Origin of the sequence: Pseudomonas fluorescens (assembly GCF_019212185.1) — a bacterium.
Lineage (GTDB): Bacteria > Pseudomonadota > Gammaproteobacteria > Pseudomonadales > Pseudomonadaceae > Aquipseudomonas.
On sequence record NZ_CP078138.1, the window covers coordinates 3,794,807 to 3,813,060 of the forward strand.

The 18,254-nt window shown below is 63.7% G+C and carries 14 protein-coding genes; 13 read left to right on the top strand and 1 reads right to left on the bottom strand.

Annotated elements, in window-relative coordinates:
- Positions 1 to 59 precede the first annotated feature (59 nt).
- Positions 60 to 1,442, bottom strand: a complete 1,383-nt coding sequence (locus tag KW062_RS16970; RefSeq protein WP_105755384.1) for a hypothetical protein — start codon at positions 1,440 to 1,442, stop codon at positions 60 to 62.
- A 295-nt stretch (positions 1,443 to 1,737) separates the two neighbouring features.
- On the opposite strand from KW062_RS16970, the gene KW062_RS16975 reads away from it, so the two are divergent.
- The 13 genes from KW062_RS16975 (at position 1,738) to KW062_RS17035 (ending at position 18,219) form a co-directional block, all read left to right on the top strand.
- Positions 1,738 to 2,091 (top strand): hypothetical protein, encoded by a 354-nt coding sequence (locus tag KW062_RS16975; RefSeq protein ID WP_027616553.1) that lies wholly within the window; start codon positions 1,738 to 1,740, stop codon positions 2,089 to 2,091.
- Positions 2,092 to 2,167: 76 nt separating this feature from the next.
- A complete protein-coding gene (locus tag KW062_RS16980; protein WP_027616552.1) occupies positions 2,168 to 2,878 on the top strand; it encodes a FadR/GntR family transcriptional regulator in 711 nt (236 codons plus the stop codon).
- A gap of 104 nt (positions 2,879 to 2,982) precedes the next feature.
- Positions 2,983 to 4,176: an L-2-hydroxyglutarate oxidase gene (gene lhgO, locus KW062_RS16985; RefSeq protein WP_105755385.1), complete on the top strand. Its 1,194-nt coding sequence runs from the start codon at positions 2,983 to 2,985 to the stop codon at positions 4,174 to 4,176.
- A 66-nt stretch (positions 4,177 to 4,242) separates the two neighbouring features.
- Positions 4,243 to 5,571: an MFS transporter gene (locus tag KW062_RS16990; protein ID WP_027616550.1), complete on the top strand. Its 1,329-nt coding sequence runs from the start codon at positions 4,243 to 4,245 to the stop codon at positions 5,569 to 5,571.
- 178 nt (positions 5,572 to 5,749) lie between these two features.
- Positions 5,750 to 6,709 carry an AAA family ATPase gene (locus KW062_RS16995; protein ID WP_027616549.1) on the top strand — a complete coding sequence of 320 codons (960 nt, stop codon included), beginning with the start codon at positions 5,750 to 5,752 and terminating at the stop codon, positions 6,707 to 6,709.
- A gap of 5 nt (positions 6,710 to 6,714) precedes the next feature.
- On the top strand, positions 6,715 to 7,656 hold the full coding sequence (locus KW062_RS17000) for a DUF58 domain-containing protein (protein WP_027616548.1): 942 nt from the start codon (positions 6,715 to 6,717) through the stop codon (positions 7,654 to 7,656).
- On the top strand, positions 7,653 to 8,147 hold the full coding sequence (locus tag KW062_RS17005) for a DUF4381 domain-containing protein (RefSeq protein ID WP_027616547.1): 495 nt from the start codon (positions 7,653 to 7,655) through the stop codon (positions 8,145 to 8,147). The genes KW062_RS17000 and KW062_RS17005 overlap by 4 nt, the downstream gene beginning before the upstream one ends.
- Complete coding sequence (locus KW062_RS17010; RefSeq protein WP_027616546.1) at positions 8,140 to 9,216, top strand: vWA domain-containing protein; 1,077 nt, start codon at positions 8,140 to 8,142, stop codon at positions 9,214 to 9,216. The genes KW062_RS17005 and KW062_RS17010 overlap by 8 nt, the downstream gene beginning before the upstream one ends.
- A complete protein-coding gene (locus KW062_RS17015) occupies positions 9,213 to 10,988 on the top strand; it encodes a VWA domain-containing protein (RefSeq protein ID WP_105755386.1) in 1,776 nt (591 codons plus the stop codon). Before KW062_RS17010 ends, KW062_RS17015 begins: the two co-directional genes overlap by 4 nt.
- Positions 10,985 to 12,610 carry a BatD family protein gene (locus KW062_RS17020; RefSeq protein WP_105755387.1) on the top strand — a complete coding sequence of 542 codons (1,626 nt, stop codon included), beginning with the start codon at positions 10,985 to 10,987 and terminating at the stop codon, positions 12,608 to 12,610. Before KW062_RS17015 ends, KW062_RS17020 begins: the two co-directional genes overlap by 4 nt.
- A 127-nt stretch (positions 12,611 to 12,737) precedes the next feature.
- Positions 12,738 to 13,982, top strand: coding sequence for an exonuclease SbcCD subunit D C-terminal domain-containing protein (locus KW062_RS17025; RefSeq protein WP_027616543.1), 1,245 nt, complete (start codon positions 12,738 to 12,740; stop codon positions 13,980 to 13,982).
- Positions 13,979 to 17,620 carry an AAA family ATPase gene (locus tag KW062_RS17030; protein ID WP_105755388.1) on the top strand — a complete coding sequence of 1,214 codons (3,642 nt, stop codon included), beginning with the start codon at positions 13,979 to 13,981 and terminating at the stop codon, positions 17,618 to 17,620. Before KW062_RS17025 ends, KW062_RS17030 begins: the two co-directional genes overlap by 4 nt.
- Positions 17,617 to 18,219 (top strand): glutathione S-transferase, encoded by a 603-nt coding sequence (locus KW062_RS17035; protein WP_105755389.1) that lies wholly within the window; start codon positions 17,617 to 17,619, stop codon positions 18,217 to 18,219. Before KW062_RS17030 ends, KW062_RS17035 begins: the two co-directional genes overlap by 4 nt.
- The last annotated feature ends 35 nt before the right edge of the window (positions 18,220 to 18,254 follow it).

Sequence of the window (18,254 nt, forward strand, 5' to 3'; positions counted from 1 at the left end):
TTCACGACATATTTTTTGACATTTGAGTCAGGCTCAGCGGCCCATTGCCCTTGAAAAAATCAATCGATTACCTCGTAAACCGCCTGAAACCGACTCAGGGTGCCGCAGTCGTAACACAGGGTTTCCACTTGCACCTTGTCCATCCGCAGATCGACATTGCTCGAGTCGCACTCGCGACAGAACAGTTCCATCCCTGACTCGTCCTCGCTGGCGAGAGAGAAAAAGCGCGGCAGCAGTTCTTCTTTCCAATAACGCCCTGGGGATTTTGAATAGCCAGCACTGCTGTCCTTGAGCACCACGTCATACAGCAGTCGATGCAACGCCGAGCGCGGGACGCGGGCATCACGACTGACGGGGTTGCGCCAGCCCTCTTCCAGTGCACGCTGCGCAGTGTTCAACATCCGGTTGGGAATCGTATTGGCGGCGTGGTTTTTGCCCTTGGCGTTGCCGGTCGCATGAAAATGCACGGCATTTTTTACTGCCAGCTTGGCGAAGTAGTGGATTTCGCTGACCGAAAAGTCCTGCAACAGCTGCCCCAGCACCAATTCGGCCTTGTGCTCGGCGCTGAAGTGAAAGTCCACTTCGCTGGCCAGAACCCGGATATAGCTCAGGGATTCGGCACGGGCAAGGCTGAACAGCAAGCCGTGCAGCTCTGCCTTGCAGGCTTGTGCCACGCTGCCGGACAAGTCTTGATAAAGCGCCTGGTACAGCTCCTCGCAGCTACTCCGCGGCCCCGCTGCAAACGCCAGATTGGGCTGCCAGCGCACTGCGCCGTAATGCTGAATGCGGTAGTCCGCCGTCCGTTCGAAAGCTTTGATCGCCGAGCCGGCATCCACCCGCAACACCCCACACTCATGGAGGTTTCTCAGCAAGTCTTCGGCACTTTCGACACTGCTCGCCAGTGGTTCGTTACGCGATGGCGCGTCGAGGGGCGCGATACTTTCGCAGGCCGGCTCACCCCCTTCGAGCAAAGCCAGCAGCGTCAATTTCTGCACGAAACCAAGACTGGCGTAGGCAATTGGCTGGCTTTCCAGCGGGTAGTGCTTGAGCAACGCTTCGCGATCGCGCACGGCCTGGGTGGCCAGTTCCTGCTGGTGGGCCTGATAACAACGAGTGCACTTGCAGGAACTGCGCCTGCCGTAGTGCCCGAGCGGTAGATGGCGGTGCTCGCAGCGCACACATTGATAGGTCGGCCGCTGGGAGGCCGGGGTGCCGCGGGCGTGTCGCCTGGCCCACATCGGCAGGTCGCAGTAGGGACATTTCAAATCTTTGCTGAGCAACGGCGGCAAGACCTTGAGCACACTGCGCACCGTCAGCGGGATCTTGTACTCGGCCAGCAGAGCGCTGGTTTTCTCGCCGGCCAAGTAGCGCTGGTAAAGGTGTTCAATAGCCTCTTCATCGAGGTGCCTGACTTCGGCCAACAGTTCGAAATATTGATTCATTGCAGAGGTTCCTTATTCAATCGGACAACCCCGTCCTCCTTGACATGGGAGCCGAGAAAGTAGAGGCAAAAACCACTGAAAAACAATCAATAAGTGCCGAACTCCATGATTTTCCTACGCCCTCCTATTCTCCTACCGGCCCTGCGGAAATATCGCTGATTGTTGATACTCACCCCCTTCGGAAAAGACCTACATAGTCGCTCGTCGATCTCCAACTCTGGAAAAACCAGCGCAGCAAAAAATGCCCAAGGCTGGCAAAATCCCCCTTTGCCCGCCCAGCACCAGGACTAGCTTGATGAAAATGACCACCGCCCACCTGATCGCCAACCCCTGCGATGACGAAGAAGACAACCTGGCCATGCTCTGCTGCCACAGCGATCAGGGCGAGATGTTCCTGATGACCCGCTATCCGGATGAAGACGAACTGGAGATCACCCTCGACGGCGAGCCTTCGACCCTTGATGGCGTCAAGGTCACTTTCAGCGCGACCCGCCTCCTGCTGGAAATCGCTGCGGCAGACGCCGATGCATTGAATGGCGCCGATCACCTGGAGATTCTCCACAGCACTGCGGCCGCTGACCTGGCCGAGGTCGAGCAAACCCTGCAGAACATCCTCAAGGGCACTGGCACCTACGTCAGCGAGCTGTGAGCCGGCGCTGTTTTCTTGACAAGCGATCAGCCTACGGGCATTGTCTGACAACCTGACTTGCGAGCCACCCCACCCCATGTTGCAGCTACAACGCCCCGACACGCTGGTCGAACGCGTGGTCAACGCCATCCGCGAAGAAATCGAATCCGGACGCCTGACCGCTGAATCGCGCCTGCCCACCGAGCAACAACTGACCGAGCAACTCAACGTCAGCCGCTCCGTGGTGCGCGAGGCCGTGGCGCAGCTCAAGGCCGATGGCATCCTCATCAGCCGGCGGGGCCTGGGCTCGTTCATTTCGCAAAACCCCAACGGCAGCGTGTTCCGCTTCCCCAGCACCAAGGGCCGTACGCCGGACCTGGTGCAGATGTTCGAAATGCGCCTGTGGATCGAGACCCAGGCCGCATCCATCGCGGCTCAGCGGCGTGACGAAGCGGACCTGCTGCGCATGCGTACGGCCCTGCAGGAAATGCACGATCGCCGTAGCGATTTCGCCGCCGCTGCACTGGCCGACGTCGAGTTTCACCGGGCCATTGCCGACGCCAGCAAGAATGACTACTTCGTTGCCTTCCACGACTTTCTGCGCGGCCAACTGGCCGAGGCGCGTCGCACTGCGTGGGAAAACTCCGCAGCTCACTCGGTAGGCGGCTCGGCCGACGCCGGGCGCGAACACCAGGCGTTGTATGAAGCCATCGCCGGTGGCGACCGCCAACAAGCCGCTGCCTGCGCTGAAGCACACCTGCGGGCCTCGGCCCAGCGCTTGAAAATCGACCTGCCCAGCATCGACTGAAACATCGCATCACAGGCGCCGCTTGCCGGCGCTTTTATTTGAAGTACTTTGTCTGACAACCTGATAAGCAGACTCTCTGCCACGCAATCCAAGGTGACACCTGCATGATCTACGACTACTGCATCATCGGCGGCGGCATCGTCGGCCTCGCCACCGCCATGGCCCTGCTGGAGCGACAGCCTGGCGCGTCGCTGCTGATCCTGGAGAAGGAAAACGTCCTCGCCCGGCACCAGACCGGCCACAACAGCGGCGTGATCCATGCCGGCATCTACTACGCGCCGGGCAGCCTCAAGGCCGATCTGTGCAAGCGTGGCGCCCAGGCGACGAAGGACTTCTGCACCGAACACAAAATCAAGTTTGAGGTCTGTGGCAAGCTGCTGGTGGCCTCGACGCCGCTGGAAGTCGAGCGCATGCATGCCCTGCATGAGCGCTCGAAGCAGAACGGCCTGAAGGTCGAACAGCTGGACGCCACTGAACTGCGTCGCCGCGAGCCGAATATCGTCGGCCTCGGCGGCTTGTTCCTCGATGCCACCGGGATCGTCGATTACAAACAGGTGTGCCAGGCCATGGCCCGGGTGATCGAAGCCGCAGGCGGCGAAATCTGCCTGCAGACCACCATCACCGCGATCCAGGAAAGCACCGATCAGGTCACCATCAGCAGCCATGACCGCGTGTGGCAAGCCCGGCAACTGGTGGCCTGCGCCGGCCTGCAGTCCGATCGACTGGCGGCCATGGCCGGGGTCAAAATCGATCACCAGATCATTCCGTTTCGCGGCGAATACTTCCGCCTGCCCGCCAGCAAGAACCAGATCGTCAATCACCTGATCTACCCGATCCCCGACCCGGAACTGCCGTTCCTCGGCGTGCACCTGACGCGGATGATCGACGGCAGCGTCACCGTCGGCCCCAACGCCGTACTGGGCCTGGGCCGGGAGAACTACAACAAGTTTTCGATCAACTGGCGCGACGTCGCCGAGTACGCGCGCTTCCCCGGTTTCTGGAAAACCATCTGGAACAATCTCGGTTCCGGCACCACGGAAATGAAGAACTCCCTGTTCAAGCGCGGCTACCTGGAACAGTGCCGCAAGTACTGCCCATCACTGCAAGTCGACGACCTGCTGCCGTACGAGGCCGGGATCCGCGCCCAGGCGGTGATGCGCGACGGCACCCTGGTCCACGACTTCCTGTTCGCCGAGACCCCACGCATGGTCCACGTCTGCAACGCCCCCTCGCCGGCCGCGACCTCGGCCATTCCCATCGGCCAGATGATTGCCCAGAGGATCTTCAACGCCCGCTGAACCCTGCTGCACGGGTGCCCGACACCCACTTGAAAATAACTACAAAGACCCACAAGGAACTCTCTGATGTCGGTACATCACGCGGCTCCGACCGCCCACGAAACTCCGCAACAAAAGCAAAAACGCCTGCGCAAGGTCGCGGCGGCGACGATTTTCGGCTCGATGCTGGAGTGGTACGACTTTTACCTGTACGCCACCATGGCGGCGATCGTGTTCTCGAAGATTTTCTTCGACCCCAGCAACCCTGCCGTTGCCTCGTTGCTGGCGTTCTCGACCTTCGCCATTGGCTTTATCGCCCGCCCGTTTGGCGGCATTCTGTTCGGCTACCTGGGTGACCGCTTCGGCCGCAAACAGGTGCTGGTGATCACCTTCTGCATGATGGGCGTGTGCACCACGTTGATCGGCCTGATCCCCAGCTATGCCTCGATCGGCATCTGGGCGCCGATCATTCTGGTCTTCGTGCGGATCATCCAGGGCCTGGGGGCCGGCGCCGAACTGTCCGGCGCGGCGGTGACCTCCTACGAGCACGCCAGTGAAGGCAAGCGCGGCAGCCAGGGTGCCTGGCCGGCGCTAGGGCTCAACCTAGGCCTGCTGCTGTCGTCACTGACGGTCTATGCCCTGACCATGAACGGCAACGATTTCCTGCTGGCCGGCGGCTGGCGCATCCCGTTCATCTGCAGCATCGTGCTGGTGGGTGTCGGCCTGTGGGTGCGTCGCAGCATCCCGGAAACCCCACAGTTCGAGAAACTCGACAGCACCCCGGAAAAACCCCAGGTGTCGCCGCTCAAGCTGCTGTTCAAAAACGATCTGAAGGGCCTGGCCGTGGTGCTGTTCGTCGCCATCGGCTACAACGCCCTGAGCTACATTTTCAAGACCTTCTCCCTGGCCTATCTGACCCAGTTCAAGGGCGTCGAAGCCCACGTCACCTCGCTGTCGGTGACCATTGCCAGCCTGGTGGCGATTGTCGCGGTGCCGTGCTTCGGCTGGCTGTGTGACAAATGGAGCAGCAAGCAGGTGTTGATGCTCGGTGGCGTGCTGTCGGCGCTGTTTGCCTACCCGTTCCTGAGCCTGCTGAACACCGGCGAGCCGATGATGATTTACCTGGCCATCGCCATTGGCACCGGGATCCTCGCGCCGATGATGTTTGCCCCTCAGGGTTCGTTCCTCAGCCGCCAGTTCCCGACCCAGACCCGCTCTTCGGGTTTCGGCACCGGGCGCGAAATCGGCACGGCGATTGCCGGTGGCCTGGCGCCCCTCGGCGGCCTCGCTCTGGTGGCCAACTCGGCGACCCACTCCACCGACGGCGTGGGCTTGATCCTGCTGATTTCCGGGGTGCTGGTGGTGGTATTCGCGTTTTTTGACCAGGGCCGCAAGCACTCCAGCTTCAAGAACTGACTCGCCGCACCTGCGCGGGAGCCCGCCAATGGGCTCTCGCCGACCGCCGCAATGGCGTTTATTTGCAGATTTTGCCCGGTGCCGTTAGTCGCCGAGGGCCCGGATAGATTAAAGTAGCAGCCCCCGACCGGGCGCGTTACGGCAAGACAGCCCGGCCCTCTTCCAGGAACACACGACGATGGAACACCGTGAAGCGCTGCTGGCGCTGCGAACCTTTCTCTCCGCGCAGATTCTCGGCCAGGAAAAGCTCATCGAGCGTTTGCTGATTGCCCTGCTCGCCGACGGCCACATGCTGGTCGAAGGCGCACCGGGCCTGGCCAAGACCAAGGCCATCAAGGAGTTGGCCGAAGGCATCGAAGCGCAGTTCCATCGCATCCAGTTCACCCCCGACCTGCTGCCCGCCGACATCACCGGTACGGAAATCTATCGTCCGGAAACCGGCAGCTTCGTGTTCCAGCAAGGGCCGATCTTCCACAACCTGGTGCTGGCCGACGAAATCAACCGCGCACCGGCCAAGGTCCAGTCGGCCTTGCTCGAAGCCATGGCCGAACGTCAGGTCAGCGTCGGACGCAGTACCTATGACCTGTCGCCACTGTTCCTGGTAATGGCCACGCAGAACCCGATCGAGCAGGAAGGCACCTACCCGCTGCCCGAAGCCCAGCTCGACCGCTTTCTGATGCACGTGAAAATCGGCTTTCCCGATGCGGCAGTTGAACGGCGGATCCTGCAACAGGCCCGTGGTGAAGCGCTGAATGGCGAAACCAAACCGGAACGCCGGGTCAGCCAGCAGGCGATTTTTGCCGCACGCAAGGAAATCCTCGGCCTGTACATGGCCGACGCCGTGGAGGAATACCTGGTGCAACTGGTCATGGCCACCCGCACGCCGGGCAAGTTCGACCCGGAGATGGCCGAGTGGATCGCCTACGGCGCCAGCCCCCGGGGCTCGATTGCCCTCGATCGCTGCGCACGGGCCCATGCCTGGCTGGCCGGGCGCGATTTTGTCAGCCCCGAGGACATCCAGGCGGTGCTGTTCGACGTGTTGCGTCACCGCATCATTCTGTCCTTCGAAGCCGAAGCCGCCGGGATCGACCAGGATCGGGTGGTCCAGCGGATTCTCGACGTCGTCGCCGTCGCTTGAGCCCGATGAACACACCGCCCGCGGAACCCGGCATGCGCGTCAGCCTCTCGGAACTGATCGAGATGCGCCATCGCGTGCGCGAAGTGCAGCTGTTTTCCACCCCCAGCCAGCGCAGCCCGTTGATTGGCCTGCACCACTCCAAGCTGCGCGGTCGCGGTGTCGACTTCGATCAGGTGCGGGTCTATCAGGCCGGCGACGACGTGCGCACCATCGATTGGCGGGTGACCGCACGCACCCAGGAACCCCACACCAAACTCTTTCATGAAGAGCGCGAACGGCCGATCTTCATCATGGTCGAGCAAAGCCGCCGGCTGTTTTTCGGCTCGGGGCTGATGTTCAAATCGGTGATCGCCGCCCAGGCTGCGAGCCTGATCGGCTGGGCCGCCCTGGGGCATAACGACCGAGTGGGCGGGCTGGTCTACGGCGACAACGAGCACTACGAAATCAAGCCGCGACGCAGCAAGCAGAGCCTGTTGCAACTGCTCAACCGCCTGGTGCGGGTCAACCAGTCGCTCAACACCGAGAGCGAACCGGCTGCCGACGACCTTGGCCTGGCCCTGCGCCGCGCTCGGGAGGTACTGCGTCCAGGCAGCCTGGTGATCGTGATTTGCGACGAGCGCGCCCTGTCGGATGGCGCCGAACAACAACTTAGCCTGCTGTCGCGGCATTGCGACCTGTTGTTGCTGCCGCTCTCCGATCCACTGGACCACGCCCTGCCCGCCGCCGGCCTGCTGCGCTTTGCCGAACGTGGCGCGCAACTGGAACTCGACACCCTGAATTTCGAGTTGCGCCAAGCCTATCGCGCCCAGGCCGAAGCCCGTATTGCCCGCTGGGAGTTGCTGGCGCAAAAGCTGCGGGTGCTGCTAATGCCCTTGAGCACGCAGAGCGAAATGGTCGAGCAACTGCGCGAGTACCTGAACCCGCAACGCCCGGTCAAAAGCCAATGAACGGCCTCGAGCAACTGCAACCGCTGATGAGCCCGCCGCCCATCCCGTTCTGGCCGCCGGCGCCCGGCTGGTGGCTGCTGCTGATCCTGTTGCCGCTGCTCGGCTTCGGCCTGTGGAAACTGCGGCGGTTTATCCCGATCAAGCGGCGCGTGGTGCGCGCCGAACAGCCGCTGGACCCGTTGCGGGTGGCGGCCTTGGCGGAGCTGGCACAGATGCCCAAACCCTACGACGGTGCGCCAGCCGGGGCCTGGCTGCAGCAACTCAACGGCCTGCTCAAGCGCCTGTGCCGCAATGACTATCCCTACAGCCAGAGCCACACCCTCAATGGCCGCAAGTGGCTGGCCTTCCTCGATAATCGCTGCCCGGCAGCGGGCCTGACGCGCTGGATGATCCTGGTTGAGGGCGCCTACAAGCCGGAATGCAAACTCGATGACAAGGCCATCGCCGGCCTGACCCAGGCCGTCGACACCTGGATCCGCAAACATGTTTGAATTTGCCTGGCCGTGGATCTTCGCCTTGCTGCCGCTGCCGTGGCTGATGCGCATCCTGCTGCCCGCCGCCGACAGTGGCGAGCCGGCGCTCAAGGTCAGTTTCCTCGGCGACCTTGAACAGCTCGCCCGCCGTCGTGCCAGGGCCAATCTGCCGACCTGGCGTCAGCAGGCGCCATTCATCCTGCTCTGGCTCCTGCTGCTGACGGCTGCCGCTCGTCCGCAATGGCTCGGCGAACCGCTGCCGATTGCCGCCAGCGGTCGCGACTTGCTGGTGGCGGTAGATGTCTCGGGTTCGATGGATTTTCCCGACATGCAGTGGCAAGGCGAAGACGTCAGCCGCCTGACCCTGGTCCAGCACCTGCTGGGCGATTTTCTGGAACAGCGCGACGGTGACCGCGTGGGTCTGATCCTATTCGGCAGCCAGGCCTACCTGCAGGCGCCGCTGACCTTCGACCGGCGCACCGTGCGCATCTGGCTCGATGAAGCGCGGATCGGCATCGCCGGCAAGAACACCGCCATTGGTGATGCCATCGGCCTCGCGCTGAAGCGCTTGCGCCAGCGTCCGGCACAGAGCCGGGTGCTGGTTCTGGTCACCGACGGCGCCAACAACGGCGGCGAAATCGCGCCGCTGACGGCGGCCAGGCTGGCGGCCGAGGAAGGCGTGAAGATATACCCGATTGGTATCGGCGCCGATCCCGAGCAGAGCGGTTCCCTGGGTTTTCTCGGCGTCAACCCGAGCCTGGATCTTGATGAGCCGGCACTCAAGGACATCGCCGAGGTCACCGGCGGCCGCTACTTCCGCGCCCGCGACGGCGCCGAGCTGGAAGAGATCCGCCAGACCCTCGATCAACTGGAACCGGTCAACCAACAGCCGACCCAGGCCCGTCCGGCACAGGCCCTGTATAGCTGGCCGCTGGCCGCCGCGCTGCTGATGAGCCTGTTGCTGGTGGTGCGCGAGCGCTGGCCGAACAACCCGGTGCAACGCCTGCTCAGCCGCTCGCATTTCCTCCAGCAACACCCTGACTGGCGCGAACGCCTGAAACGCCTGCGGCTGCGGAGGCGTCGATGATCGATCTCTGGCCCCATTGGTTCCGTCCGTTCTGGCTGCTGTTGCTGCCGCTGCTCGGCTGGCTGCTGTGGCAACTCTGGCACCGGCAAAAGCGCGCCGGGCGCTGGCAGATGATCCTGCCGCCAGCCTTTCACGCAGCCCTGCTGCAGGGCGGCAGTGGCCGCGAAAGCAAGGCGCCGTGGATTGTCCTCGGCCTGGCCTGGCTCCTGGCGCTGCTGGCATTGCTCGGTCCTGGCTGGGATCGGGTCGAGCAAACCGCGCAAAAACCCGCCGATCCGCTGGTGGTGCTGCTCGAACTGACCCCGGAAATGCTCGCCACCGATGTTGCGCCGACGCGCCTGGAACAAGCGCGGCGCAAGCTGCTCGACCTGCTGCAGAGCCGCAGCGACGCGCAGACTGCGATTGTCGTGTACGCCGGCAGCGCCCACACCCTGGTGCCGCTGTCGGATGACCTGGCCACCAGCCGTAACCTGCTCGAAGCCCTCAAGCCCTCGATCATGCCCGAGGCCGGGCACCGTGCCGACCTCGCCGTGACCAAGGCGCTGACCCTGCTCGAACGCGGCGCCCTCGGCCAGGGGCGGATCCTGCTGATTGGCTCGTCCCTCAGCGAGCAGGAACGCCTGGGCATTCGCCAGGCTTTGCGCGGTCAGGCACCACAGTGGTTAATGTTGGGTATCGGCACCGCTCAAGGCGCACCGGTCACCGCCGAAGACGGCAGCTTTCTCAAGGATGCCCAGGGCGCCATTCTCGTGCCGCGCCTCGACAGCCCGAGCCTTAAGGCCTTCGCCAATGAACTGAGCGGGCGCTATCGCCAGGCCCGGGTCGACGACAGCGACCTGCGCGGCCTCGGCCTGTTCGATGCCCCCCACAGCGTGCGCGAGGATGGCCAGACCCTGCGCCTGGACACCTGGGCCGACCAGGGTTACTGGCTGTTGCTGCCACTGTTGCTGCTGGCGGCATGCGCCGGGCGGCGTGGCTGGCTGCTGTGCCTGCCGTTGTTGTGCCTGCTGCCGCAACCGAGCTACGCCTTCGAATTTAACGACCTGTGGCTGCGCGCCGATCAGCAGGGCCTGCGCCTGCTCAAGGAAAAACAACCGCTGGCCGCCGCCGAGCACTTCGCAGATCCGCAATGGCAAGGTGTGGCACTCTATGAGGCCGGCCAGTATGCGGCGGCCGCCGAGCGCTTCGCCCAGGGCAGCGACGCCCGCGCCCACTACAATCGCGGTAATGCGCTGGCCCGCAGCGGCGAACTGGAGGCTGCCCTGGACGCCTACGATCAGGCCCTGGAATTGCAACCCGACCTGCGTCCGGCGCTGACCAACAAAGCCCTGGTCGAGGCCCTGCTCAAGCAGAGCAAGCCGCAACCGCCCGCTGAGGAGCCGCCGGCCGAAGAGCAGCCTGCGCAAACCGCCGAGCAAGCCACGCCACCCGGCCCGACCAGCGAAGCGCCCGGCAGTGAAACACCGCCGCACGAGGGTCAGACCGAGCCTGGCGAGCCAGCCGTCGCCCACGAAAGCGACACCCCGGCGGATCAACCCGGCGCAACCGACAAGCCACCGCAGCCGGGCAATAATGAAGTCCCCGGCAGTGAATTGGGCGACGAGCAGACCACCGTGCCGCCGATCAGCGACGCCGATGTCGACCTCGATGGCGAACACCGCGAAGCTCTTGAACAATGGTTGCGCAAGATCCCCGATCAACCGGGTGAACTGCTCAGGCGCAAATTCTGGTACGAACAGCAGCAACATCAGGATCAGGGAAAAACTCGATGACCCGCTTCACCGCATTCTCGCTCAGCCTGCTGCTCTGGACTATCAATGCCCAGGCTGCCGGGCTGGGCGCCAGCGTCGATCGCAGCCAGCTGAGCGCCGGCGAAACGGTCGAGCTGACTCTGGAATCCAGCGATGTCACGCTGTTCGGCAAGCCCGACCTGAGCAGCCTCGACCCGCTGTTCGAGGTGCGTGGCACGCGCCAGGTCAATCAACCCACGACCCTCAATGGCGAAACCCAGGCCACCACCCGCTGGATCATCACCCTGCTGCCCAAACAGACCGGGACCGTGGTCATTCCAGCGCTGCAACTGGGGGAATTCAGCAGCGAACCGATCGAACTGCAAGTCGCCCCCGAGCAGGCTCAGGAGACCCCGAGCACCCTGACGCCGGTGTTCATCGAAGCCAGTATCGACCAGGACAGCGTGTACGTGCAGGCCCAGGCCATCCTGACCTTGCGCATCTACCACTCGGTGTCGCTGTACGATGACAGCAGTGTCACGCCCTTGCAGATGGCCGATGCCCGCGTCGAACAGCTGGGCGAGTCGCGCACCTATGAAAAACTGATCAACGACGTGCGTCATGGCGTGATCGAAGTACGCTATGCGATCTATCCGCAACACAGCGGCGTGCTGAACATTCCATCCCAGGTGTTCACCGCGACCCTGGTCGACACCCAGTCCGGCCAGGCGCCGAAGTCGGGTAAGTTGCTGCGCATCACTTCCGCCGAAGCCCGCCTCAACGTCAAGGCCAAGCCGGCTGACTATCCAGCCGACACCCCTTGGTTGCCGGCGCGCAGCCTGACCCTGGGCGAGAACTGGAGCCCGGAACCTGACCGCAGCCAGGTCGGCGATTCGCTGACCCGCAGCCTGACCCTTAAGGCCGAAGGCCTGGCCAGTTCGCAATTGCCGCCCTTGCCGGCGACTGACGTCAATGGCCTGCGGCGTTATCCCGACCAGCCACAAATGAGCAACCAGAACACTGATCATGGCTTGATCGGCAGCCGTGAAGACCGCGAAGCGCTGGTGCCGACACGCAGCGGCACTATCGAGTTGCCGGCGGTGGAAGTGGTCTGGTGGAACACCCAGGAAGATCACCTGGAGCGCAGCAGCCTGCCGGCGCGCACCCTGCACATCCTCAACAACCCGAGCCTGATGGTGGACACGCCAGCGGGTAACGCCACCGCGCAAAACGCGGTGGACAGCGAGGAACTCTGGTACTGGAAACTCGCCACGTTGATCCTCGCCTGCACCACCGCACTGGGCTTCGGCCTTTGGTGGCGAGCGCGCTGGCAACCGGCGATCCTGCGCGCCGCGCAAACCGGCCCGAGCCCGCGCACGGTGCTCGACGACCTCAAGCGCGCCAGCCTGGCCAACGACCCGCAAGCCACCCGCCAGGCCCTCGACGCCTGGGCCCGTCAACAACCGGAAACCCTGGCCGACATGGCCGCGCGCTTCGTGCCATTGTCCGATGCGCTGGATGGCCTGAACGGCGCGCTGTACAGCGAAAGCGGGCAGTATTGGCAAGGCGAAGAGCTGTGGCGCGCAATCCGCGCCATCCCCACCGCCGAAGGGGTCCAGGCGCCACAGGGCGACAGCAGTTTGCCGCCGCTTTATCCCAAATAATCACCGCCACCCTGACAATCTTCGCGAGCAGGCTCACTCCCACAGGGATCTGCGGTGAATGCAAACATTGTGATCGACCGAAGGCTGCCCATACAGCGCACCCTTCATGAATTCAACGGAGTCCGCCTTGCGTCTGTTTCACACTTCCGACTGGCACCTGGGGCAAAACCTCCACGGCCAGGAACGCGACTTTGAACACGGCTGTTTCCTCGACTGGCTGCTGCGTCAACTGGGGCAGGAACAGCCCGACGTGTTGCTGATCGCCGGCGATATCTTCGACACGGTCAACCCGCCGGTCAAAGCCCAGGAGCGGCTCTATGACTTCATCGTCAGCGCCCACGAACAGCAGCCGTTGCTGACCATCGTGATGATCGCCGGCAACCACGATTCCGGCTCGCGGATCGAGTTGCCCGCGCCACTGATGCGCCGCCTGCGCGCCCATGCTCTGGGCCGCGTGCTGTGGCTCGATGACGGCCAACTGGACGCCGAGCGCCTGCTGATCCCACTGCCGGACGCCTCGGGGGCGATTGCCGCCTGGTGCCTGGCCCTGCCCTTCCTGCGCCCGGCGGAAGTCACCGGCGCCCATCTTGGTGACAACTACTTGCGTGGCATCGGTCAGGTCCACGAATGGCTGATCGAAGCGGCCAACGCCAAACGCCTGCCGGGCCAGGCGCTGATCGCCATCAGTCACGCGCACATGGCCGGCGGCTCGGTGTCCGAGGATTCCGAACGCAGCCTGATCATCGGTAACGCTGAGGCCCTGCCGGCCAGTCTGTTTGGCCCGAGCATCAGCTACGTTGCCCTCGGTCACCTGCACAAGCCGCAGAGGGTCAACAGCGAGGAGCGCATTCGTTATTGCGGCTCACCGATTCCGCTGTCGTTTTCCGAAATCGGCTATCAGCACCAGATCCTCGACGTGCGCCTCGACGGCGAAACCCTGGTCAGCGTCGAACCTCGGCTGATCCCGCGGGCGGTCAATCTGCAGCGCATCGGCCCGGCGCCGCTCAGTGAAATCCTCGGACAGCTTGCGGAACTGCCAGACATCGACCTGCTGGCCGAGGTTCAGCGCCAACCCTGGCTGGAGGTGCGAGTGCGCCTCGACGAGCCACAACCAGACCTACGCCAACAGCTTGAAGTCGCCCTGCAAGGCAAGGCGGTGCGCCTGGTGCGGATTGCCGTTGAATACGCCGGCAGCGGCAGCCGCGACGGCCATGACGACAACAGTCAATTGATTGAATTGGACCAGCTCACGCCCCAGGAACTGTTCAGTCGCGCCTGGCAGGACAGCTACGGCAGCACCGTTGACGAGCAGACCCTGCAGGACTTCGCCCAACTGCTGCAGGACGTGCAACAGGAGAGCGAACAGCCGTGAAAATCCTTGCCATTCGCCTGAAAAACCTCGCCTCACTGGCCGGGCCGTTCGAAATCGACTTCACCCGCGAACCGCTGGCCAGCTCCGGCCTGTTCGCCATTACCGGCCCCACCGGCGCCGGCAAAAGCACCCTGCTCGATGCCCTGTGCCTGGCGCTGTTTGGCGCCGTACCACGGCTGAACAGTACCGGACGTGACGCCAAGGTCCCGGACGCCGATGGCGAAATCGCCAGCGGCGATCCGCGCACCCTGCTGCGCCGCGGCACCGGCGAGGGCTTCGCCGAAGTCGATTTCCTCGGCATCGACGGCCGCCGCTATCGCGCCCGCTGGGAAGCCAACCGCGCCCGAGAGAAAGCCACCGGCAAGCTGCAAGCGAGCCGCCAGAGCCTGCGCGACCTGGACACCGATCAACTGCTGGCCAGCCAGAAAGGCGAGTACAAGAGCCAGCTCGAAGCCGTGCTGGGGCTTAACTTCGAGCAGTTCACCCGCGCGGTGATGCTCGCCCAGAGCGAGTTCAGCGCCTTCCTCAAAGCTGACGACAACGATCGCAGCGAGTTGCTGGAAAAACTCACCGACACCGCGCTCTACACACGGCTGGGCAAGCGCGCCTTCGACAAGAGCAAGGAGACCCGCGAAGCCCACAAGCTGCTGCAGGACCAGGCCAGCGGCATCACCCCGCTGGCCGCCGAGGCCCGCGCCGAACTGAATCAACGACTGGCAGACGCGCAGCAGCAACTGCAGCACGGTCAGGCACAACTCAAGCAGCTTGAACTGCAACACAGCTGGTTCAACGAATTGCAGCAGATCCAGGCCTTGCACCAGGCCGCCGTCGACCAACTGCAGCAAGCACAACGGGACGCCGATGCCCTGGCCGACGACCGTCTGAACCTGCAGCGTCTGGAGCAATTGGCGCCGCAGCGTCACCAGTTTTCCCGGCAGGTTGAACTCGACGCCCAGCTAACCCCGTTGGCTGCACAGATCCAGCAACACAGCAGCCAACAGAGCGCGCATCAGGCCCGTCAGGCCGAGCTCGAAGTGGGCCTGGCCAGCGCCAAAGCCGCGCTGCTCCAGGCTCAGGAACAACACAGCAGCAATGCCCCGCGCCTGCGCCAGGCATTTGCCGAACAAGCCAATCTGCAGCGGCTGGTCGAGGCCATCACTGCCGCGAACGAGCACAAGCTCAGCGCCGAACAGGCCAGCCTCGGCGGCCAGCAGGCGATTGCGCAGATGCTCGAACAGCAACAGCGCGCCGCCGAGCAACTGGCGAGCATCGCCAGCCAGCTGGAGCACAGCCTGCACCTGGCGCCGGTCTGCGACGCCTGGCGCCTGCACCGCGAGCGCCTGCAGCAACTGATGCTGGTGGGCAATCGCCTGAAACAGGGCGAGACCGAGCTACTTGCGCTGCAGCAGCGCGCCAGCGACAGCGCCAGTCACCTGGACCAGCAACGCCGACAACTGGCGGTGCTCTACAGCGAGGCCGATGTCGAGCCGGCGGCGGTCGCCGAGCAGGTGCAGATCCTCGGCAGCCTGCTGCAGGACAATCGCAAACAGCTGCGGGCGATCGAAGAGCTGTCCCGTCTGTGGGCCAGTCAGCAGCAACTGCACAGCCGCGGCCAGGCGCTGCAAGAACGCCTGAACAGCGTGCACGGCGAACGCGAACGCCTGACCGCTGACGGGGTAAAGGCCAAGGCCGAATTGACCCTCGCCGAGCAGGCCCTGCAGGTCACCCGAGAACTGCTAGAGCGCCAGCGCCTGGCTCGCAGCGCCAGTGTCGAGGAACTGCGCGCACAGTTGCAGGACGACCAGCCTTGCCCGGTGTGCGGCAGTGCCGAGCATCCCTATCATCAGCCTGAAGCCCTGCTGCAAAGCCTCGGCCGGCATGACCAGAACGAACAGGCCAGCGCGCAGTTGGCCGTCGATCAACTCAAGGAAAAACTCGGTGAGTTGCGCGCCGAAGTCGGCGGCCTGATCGCCCAGCAAAAAGAACTGCTGCAGCAACAGGAGCAACTCGCGCTCCAGCAGCAGAGCCTCAGCCCGGAGCTCGAAGCCCATCCACTGGCCATCCAGCTGTTCGATCAGGACGACGCTCGTCGCGAGCCCTGGCTGGCCCAGCAGACCGCGCAATTGCAGCAACGCATCGGCCAGGACGAACAACGCCAAAGCGTCCTGCTCGCCGTGCAACACGAGGCTGCACGCTTGACTCAGGCGCTGCAGGCGGCCGAAAAGGCCAGCCAGCAAGCCAGCCAACAGTTGACCCTGCAGCAACATGAATTAAGCAACGACCGCAAACGCCTGGAGGAAGAGCTCACAGGCTTTGCCAACTTGCTGCCGGCTGAGGTCATGGACGGTTTGCGTAGTGAGCCGGCCGCGACCTTCATGCAGCTCGACCAACAGGTTAGCCAGCGCCTGGAGCAACTGAGCCGGCAACGCGAGGAACTTGAAGAGCAGCAACAGCGCCAACAGCACCTGGAGAAAGAACAGGAACGGCAACTGCATCGCAGCGCGCAATTGCAGGCGGCACTGCAACAGCACGGCCAACTCGCCGAGCAACAGCAAGCCGCCCGCGACACTCTGGGCGAGCTGCTGGGCGAACACGCCCGTGCCGAACAATGGCAAGAGCATCTGGAACAGTCGGTGGAACAGGCACGCCAGGCGCAAAGCCAGGCTGAGCAGCACTTGCAGGACGTTGCCAGTCAGTTGATTCAGGTGGCTGCCGAACTCAAGGCTGAGCAGGAGCGTCAGCAGACGCTAGAGGCGGAGCGCAGTGATCTGGGCAAGCGCATCGCCGACTGGCGCGCCTTGCATCCGCAACTGGATGACGGCGGTCTGGAGCGGTTGTTGGGTTACAGCGATGAGCAAGTCAGCCAGTTGCGCCAGCAACTCAAATCGAGCGAGTCGGCCATCGAACAGGCCAGGGTCTTGCTGCAGGAACGCGAGAAGCGCCTGCACGACCACCAGGCGCTGCACAGCGAGCCATTCGACGCCGAGCAACTGGCCGGCGCCCTGGTCGCGGTCCAGCACGACAACGCCCAGCGCGAACAACACTGCGCCGAACTGCGTGCGCAACAAGCCGAGGACCAGCGTCGCCAGGACGCCAATCAAGCCCTGGCTCAGCGCATCGATGAGGCTTACAACGAGTGGCAGCGCTGGGCACGGCTCAACGCGCTGATCGGCTCGGCCACCGGCGACACCTTCCGCAAGATCGCCCAGGCCTACAACCTTGACCTGCTGGTGCACCACGCCAACGTCCAGTTGCGCCAACTGGTACGACGCTACCGGCTCAAGCGCGGCGGCAGCATGCTCGGCTTACTGGTGCTGGACACCGAAATGGGCGATGAGCTGCGTTCGGTGCACTCGTTGTCCGGCGGCGAGACCTTCCTGGTGTCCCTGGCCCTGGCGTTGGGGCTGGCGTCGATGGCCTCGAGCACGCTGAAAATCGAATCACTGTTTATCGACGAAGGCTTCGGCAGCCTCGATCCGGAATCCCTGCAACTGGCCATGGACGCCCTCGACGGGTTGCAGGCGCAGGGGCGCAAGGTCGGGGTGATCTCCCACGTCCAGGAAATGCATGAACGGATCCCGGTGCAAATCCAGGTCCACCGCCAGGGCAATGGCCTGAGCACCCTGGAGGTCAAATGAATACCCTGTATTCGTTCCGCCGCTGTCCCTACGCGATGCGCGCCCGCCTCGCCCTGCGTTACAGCGAAGTGCCGCTGCAGATCGTCGAAGTCAGCCTCAAGGCCAAGCCCGCCGCCATGCTCGCACTGTCACCCAAGGGCACGGTGCCGGTGCTGAGCGCGGACGGCCGGGTGTTGGACGAGAGCCTGGACATCATGCGCTGGGCCCTGCAACAGCACGACCCGCAGGACTGGATGCTCAAGGACGACGCCGATGCACAACCGTTGATGGCGGCGCTGATTGAGGAAAACGACCAGTCGTTCAAGCTGCAACTCAATCGCTACAAATACGCCGAGCGCTATCCCGAACAGCCGATGGAACACTATCGCAGTGAAGGCGAGGCGTTTCTGCGCAAGCTCGACGGCTTGCTGCAACGCCAGGCTTTTCTCCTGGCCGCACACCCCAGCCTGGCCGACATGGCCCTGCTGCCCTTCATCCGTCAATTCGCCCACGTCGACCGCGACTGGTTCGCGCAGACGCCGTATCGGCATTTGCAGGCGTGGTTGGAGGGTTTGTTGCAATCAGGGCTGTTTGTGGCGGTGATGATCAAGCAGAAGTAGCAGCTCTTGTAGGAGCGCCCATTCGCTAGCCAGCT

Excerpts from the sequence above, each read along its gene's own strand:
- KW062_RS16980 (WP_027616552.1), top strand. The coding sequence starts at position 2,168 with ATGTTGCAGCTACAACGCCCCGACACGCTGGTCGAACGCGTGGTCAAC.
- KW062_RS17010 (WP_027616546.1), top strand. The coding sequence starts at position 8,140 with ATGTTTGAATTTGCCTGGCCGTGGATCTTCGCCTTGCTGCCGCTGCCG.
- KW062_RS17005 (WP_027616547.1), top strand. The coding sequence starts at position 7,653 with ATGAACGGCCTCGAGCAACTGCAACCGCTGATGAGCCCGCCGCCCATC.
- KW062_RS17035 (WP_105755389.1), top strand. The coding sequence starts at position 17,617 with ATGAATACCCTGTATTCGTTCCGCCGCTGTCCCTACGCGATGCGCGCC.
- KW062_RS16990 (WP_027616550.1), top strand. The coding sequence starts at position 4,243 with ATGTCGGTACATCACGCGGCTCCGACCGCCCACGAAACTCCGCAACAA.
- KW062_RS16975 (WP_027616553.1), top strand. The coding sequence starts at position 1,738 with ATGAAAATGACCACCGCCCACCTGATCGCCAACCCCTGCGATGACGAA.
- KW062_RS17020 (WP_105755387.1), top strand. The coding sequence starts at position 10,985 with ATGACCCGCTTCACCGCATTCTCGCTCAGCCTGCTGCTCTGGACTATC.
- KW062_RS17015 (WP_105755386.1), top strand. The coding sequence starts at position 9,213 with ATGATCGATCTCTGGCCCCATTGGTTCCGTCCGTTCTGGCTGCTGTTG.
- KW062_RS16970 (WP_105755384.1), bottom strand. The coding sequence starts at position 1,442 with ATGAATCAATATTTCGAACTGTTGGCCGAAGTCAGGCACCTCGATGAA.
- lhgO (WP_105755385.1), top strand. The coding sequence starts at position 2,983 with ATGATCTACGACTACTGCATCATCGGCGGCGGCATCGTCGGCCTCGCC.
- KW062_RS17000 (WP_027616548.1), top strand. The coding sequence starts at position 6,715 with ATGAACACACCGCCCGCGGAACCCGGCATGCGCGTCAGCCTCTCGGAA.
- KW062_RS16995 (WP_027616549.1), top strand. The coding sequence starts at position 5,750 with ATGGAACACCGTGAAGCGCTGCTGGCGCTGCGAACCTTTCTCTCCGCG.